Genomic DNA, 4580 nt, shown 5'->3' with positions numbered 1-4580 from the left:
CGAGCCACTGCGCGGCCTCGAAGCCCGTGTTCGCGCCGCAGTACGGCGTCGACAGCCCGTTCGTGAACAGACGCACTTCCTCGCCGACCTGGCGCGCGAAATCGGCTTGCGAGTAGGTGTCGGCGACGTCCCACACGCGCAGCGCCGTCTGCGGCACGTCGAATACTTCGGCGATGCCGTCGGCGATCGTGCGCGGCAGCGCGTACGGATCGCGTTCCGCGATCACGCGCGCGGTCCAGCGGCTGAATTTCGCGGACAGGCTGTCGTTCTCGTGGCCGTAGCGCACGAGTTCGGCGAGCCGGCGCTCGAGATGCTTGTTCTTGTCGCGCAGCATCTCCATCTGCCGCTCCTGCAGCGAGATCGCGGCCTTGCCGTGCGGGTTCGCGAGGCGGATCGTCGCAAGCAGTTCGGCGTGCTGCGCGAAGAATTCGGGATTGGCGAGCAGGTAGTCGGCGACTTCGCGATCGTTCATGTGGCTGGAGCGTTCAGTTATCAAGGACGTTGCGGGGTCAGGCGGGCAGGTCGATCTCGCCTTCGAACACGGTCGTGGCGGGCCCGGCCATCATCAGCGCGGCGGCTTCGTCGCGCGCGCCGTCCCAGCTGATCGTCAGCGTGCCGCCGTGCGTGTGCACGGTCACGGGCGAATCGAGCAGGCCACGCCGGATGCCGGCCGCGACCGCCGCGCACGCGCCGGTGCCGCACGCGAGCGTCTCGCCCGCCGCGCGTTCGTACACGCGCAGTTTCACTTCGCTGCGCGACACGATCTGCATGAAGCCGGCGTTCACGCGCTCCGGGAAGCGCGCGTGATGCTCGATCAGCGGGCCTTCTTCGAGCACCGGATAGGCTTCGGTGTCGTCGACGACCTGCACCGCGTGCGGGTTGCCCATCGTCACCGTCGAAATCCAGCGCGTCGCGCCGCCGACGTCGAGCGGCCACAGCGTGTCGTGGCCCTCGGTGCGGCCTTCGAGGCCTGCCGCGTCGAACGGCACTTGCGCCGGCGTGAACACGGGCGCACCCATGTCGACGACGACTTCACCGTTGTCCTGCATCGTCAGCGTGATCAGGCCCTTCATCACCTGCACGCGCACGCTGCGCTTGTCGGTCAGGCCGCGGTCGCTGACGAATTTCACGAAGCAGCGCGCGCCGTTGCCGCAGTGTTCGACCTCGCCGCCGTCGCAATTGAAGATCCGGTACTTGAAATCCACGCCGTCGACGGTCGGTTTTTCGACGAGCAGCAGCTGGTCGGCGCCGATGCCGAAGTGACGATTGGCGAGCGCACGCACCTGCGCTTCGGTGAGCGGCGGCAACGCGCGCGAATAGCCGTCGAGCACGACGAAGTCGTTGCCCGCGCCGTGCATCTTGGTGAACGAGAGTTTCACTGGGTCCGGATTTCCATGGCGAACAAGGCGGTCAGCGCGGTGCGCGCGACGCCGCGCCATGCCGGGCGGCCTCGTTCGTCGTGCTGATCTCAACCGCAAATGATACATGCAGCCGACAGGGGCGTCCTGCGCGGGCGGGGGCATGAGAGGGATCGCGAGGATGGCGAAGGCAAGGGGTGAATCGAGCGAGCGTTTTCGTACGAGTCAAATTGACCGGGCAATCGAACGATTCGCATAGTTTGGTCACACGAAAACGGCTCCACGACCTGATCAGGAAAGTCATGACTCGCATCTTCAATCCACCTCATCCGGGCGAAGCCCTGCGCGATGACGTGCTGCCGGCGTTAGGCCTCACCGTCGCCGAGGCAGCCGCTCGGCTTGGCGTGACGCGTGCCGCGCTGTCGCGGATCCTGCACGGCCATGCCGGCATCTCGCCGGAAATGGCGCTGCGTCTCGAAGCGTGGCTCGGGGAGGGCAACGGCGGGCGTGCCGACCTATGGCTCGCGCAGCAGGCCGGATTCGATTTGTGTCGGGCGCGCGCGGAAGGCGTGCAGAAGGTGTAGGGCGCGCAGGCGCGCACATGACGGCGCGCCCGCGAGTTCCGCTCGGAAGGGTCAGTACAGGCTCGGCTCGCCGGCCGGGCGCGTCTTGAAGCGCTTGTGGACCCAATAGTATTGCTCGGGCATCAGCGGGATCTGTTCCTCGAGGAATTCGTTCATCCGCCGCGCGTCGAGATCGTCGTCGCCGGTCGGGTAGTCGGCCCACGGCTTGAAGACCTTCAGACGGTAGCCCTTGTAGTTCGGCAGCACCTCGCCGATAAAGGGCAGAACCTGCGCGTGGCCGGTCTTTGCGAACCGGCCGACCGCCGTCAGCGTGCAGGCGGGTATGCCGAAGAAGGGTACGAACGTCGAGTTGCGCAGCCCGTAATCCATGTCTGCACCCAGCATCACCGGCTTGCGGTCGCGCAGCCAGCGCAGCACGGTACGCGCGCTGTCGGCACGGCTCGCCAGTTCCGCGCCGAAGCGGCTGCGGCCGGCTTTGGCCGCGGCTTCGATTTCCGGGCTCTTCATCGGCGTGTAAAGCGAGCCGCATGGCCGGTTGAGGGCGAGATTGATCGCCATCGAGCCGGCCTCGATGCCGACGAAATGGAAGCCGAGCAGGAGGGTCGGGGGCATGTCCGGATCGCTGAGATCGACTTCGCTCTCGACCGTAAACAGCTTGCGGTAGGCCTGTTCCGACGCGAACCACTGGTAGCTGCGCTCGACGTAGCTGCGGATCGCATGGCGGAAATGCTGCCCGGCGACTTCCTCGCGACGCTCGTCGCTCCAATCCGGGAAGCAGAGCTTCAGATTGGTGTGTACGATGCGTTTTCGCCGGCTGGGGATCTTGTAGAGCAGCCAGCCGAGACCATCGCCGAACCGTGCGGTCAGGCCGTACGGCAACAGGGCGAGCAGTTTCAGCAAGCCAATGGCGAGGTGCGTGCCTAGACGACCTAGCATGCGAAACCTCCGTGGGACCGGCTGGCCGGCGCTTTGCAAACAGGATGGTGAAACAGCGGAAGATGCAGCACGGGCGGCGCTCTGTGACAATTCAGGAAAGCCGCTATAATACGGGCTTCGCCGAGTTAACTGACAACTTGCGGGGCGAAGCCGGTTAGCGTTACACGCGCTGCCCGGTCCTGGTAATCCGCTAAAGCGTCGCCGCTTCAGGCCCAACGAAGCTGGCTACGTGAAACCAACCGTAACCACACAGGAGCCTGAAAAAGTGGCAAACGATTATCTCTTTACGTCCGAATCCGTCTCTGAAGGCCATCCGGACAAAGTCGCGGACCAAATCTCGGACGCGATCCTCGACGCCATCCTCGAGCAAGACAAGTATTCCCGCGTTGCGGCGGAAACGCTGTGCAACACGGGTCTTGTCGTGCTGGCCGGTGAAATCACCACGACGGCCAACATCGACTACATCCAGATCGCGCGCGACACGATCAAGCGCATCGGCTACGACAACACCGACTACGGCATCGACTACAAGGGTTGTGCCGTGCTCGTCGCGTACGACAAGCAGTCGCCGGACATCGCCCAGGGCGTCGATCGTGCACACGACGACAACCTCGACCAAGGCGCGGGCGACCAGGGTCTGATGTTCGGTTACGCGTGCGATGAAACGCCGGAACTGATGCCGCTGCCGATCTACCTGTCGCACCGTCTCGTCGAGCGCCAGGCCAGCCTGCGCCGCGACGGCCGCCTGCAATGGCTGCGCCCGGACGCGAAGTCGCAGGTGACGGTCCGCTACGTCGACGGCAAGCCGCATTCGATCGACACCGTCGTGCTGTCGACGCAGCACGCACCGGACATCGAGCTGCCGGCGCTGCGCGAAGCCGTGATCGAGGAAATCATCAAGCCGACGCTGCCGGCCGACCTGATCAAGGGCGACATCAAGTTCCTGGTGAACCCGACCGGCCGGTTCGTGATCGGCGGCCCGCAGGGCGACTGCGGCCTGACCGGCCGCAAGATCATCGTCGATACGTACGGCGGTGCCGCACCGCACGGCGGCGGCGCGTTCTCGGGCAAGGATCCGTCGAAGGTCGACCGTTCGGCTGCATACGCAGGCCGCTACGTCGCGAAGAACATCGTCGCCGCCGGCCTCGCGTCGCGCGCGCTGATCCAGGTGTCGTACGCGATCGGCGTTGCCGAGCCGACCTCGGTGATGGTCAACACGTTCGGCACGGGCCGCGTGTCGGATGCGGTGATCACGAAGCTCGTGCGCGAGCATTTCGACCTGCGTCCGAAGGGCATCATCAAGATGCTCGACCTGCTGCGCCCGATCTACGAGAAGACCGCTGCTTACGGCCACTTCGGCCGCGAAGAGCCGGAATTCTCGTGGGAAGCGACCGACAAGGCGCTCGCCCTGGCCGAAGCGGCCGGCGTCGAGCCGACGGCACGCGTCGCGTAAGCGTCGTTCGCTGCAAATGAAAAACCCCGGCAAAGCCGGGGTTTTTTTATGGGTTCCGATCGCCGTGGCAATCGGACCAGCGGGCGGCAGCGCGACGGCGATCGTCGCGTGCGGTGCCCGCCGGCGTGTGCTCAGCGCGCGCCGAACCCGAGGTCGGAAGAGCGTCGGGTAGGGCAAGAGGGTAAGATACTGTGTCGGTCTCGGTGGTGCCCGTATCATTCAAAAAAAAAACATCACACCACACACATA

At 65.2% G+C, this 4580-nt stretch carries 5 protein-coding genes; 2 read left to right on the top strand and 3 right to left on the bottom strand.

Going from position 1 to position 4580, the window contains the following annotated elements:
• Together G3O00_RS39950 and dapF are read right to left on the bottom strand one after the other, a co-directional pair.
• The coding region (locus G3O00_RS39950) for a DUF484 family protein (RefSeq protein ID WP_206146286.1) at nt 1–472 on the bottom strand (472 nt) is incomplete at its 3' end.
• 37 nt (nt 473–509) lie between these two features.
• The gene (gene dapF / locus G3O00_RS39945; protein ID WP_206146285.1) at nt 510–1379 is read right to left on the bottom strand and encodes a diaminopimelate epimerase; all 870 of its coding nucleotides are present in this window, start codon (nt 1377–1379) and stop codon (nt 510–512) included.
• 281 nt (nt 1380–1660) lie between these two features.
• Here dapF and G3O00_RS39940 point away from each other — a divergent pair, with 281 nt between their 5' ends.
• Nucleotides 1661–1942, top strand: coding sequence for a HigA family addiction module antitoxin (locus G3O00_RS39940; protein ID WP_206146284.1), 282 nt, complete (start codon nt 1661–1663; stop codon nt 1940–1942).
• A 51-nt stretch (nt 1943–1993) separates the two neighbouring features.
• Here the strand turns inward: G3O00_RS39940 and G3O00_RS39935 are convergent, their stop codons facing one another.
• Nucleotides 1994–2878 (bottom strand): lipid A biosynthesis lauroyl acyltransferase, encoded by an 885-nt coding sequence (locus G3O00_RS39935; protein ID WP_011353532.1) that lies wholly within the window; start codon nt 2876–2878, stop codon nt 1994–1996.
• Between the two features lie 265 nt (nt 2879–3143).
• On the opposite strand from G3O00_RS39935, the gene metK reads away from it, so the two are divergent.
• Nucleotides 3144–4331, top strand: coding sequence for a methionine adenosyltransferase (gene metK / locus G3O00_RS39930; RefSeq protein WP_011353531.1), 1188 nt, complete (start codon nt 3144–3146; stop codon nt 4329–4331).
• Nucleotides 4332–4580 lie beyond the last annotated feature (249 nt).

It is taken from the genome of Burkholderia sp. Ac-20384, from assembly GCF_017104605.1.
Classification (GTDB): Bacteria; Pseudomonadota; Gammaproteobacteria; order Burkholderiales; family Burkholderiaceae; genus Burkholderia; species Burkholderia lata.
This window is presented reverse-complemented; position numbering and strand designations above follow the sequence as displayed.

Bases quoted from the DNA above. Each gene is read 5' to 3' on its own strand.
- G3O00_RS39940 (WP_206146284.1), top strand. From the start codon at position 1,661: ATGACTCGCATCTTCAATCCACCTCATCCGGGCGAAGCCCTGCGCGAT.
- G3O00_RS39935 (WP_011353532.1), bottom strand. From the start codon at position 2,878: ATGCTAGGTCGTCTAGGCACGCACCTCGCCATTGGCTTGCTGAAACTG.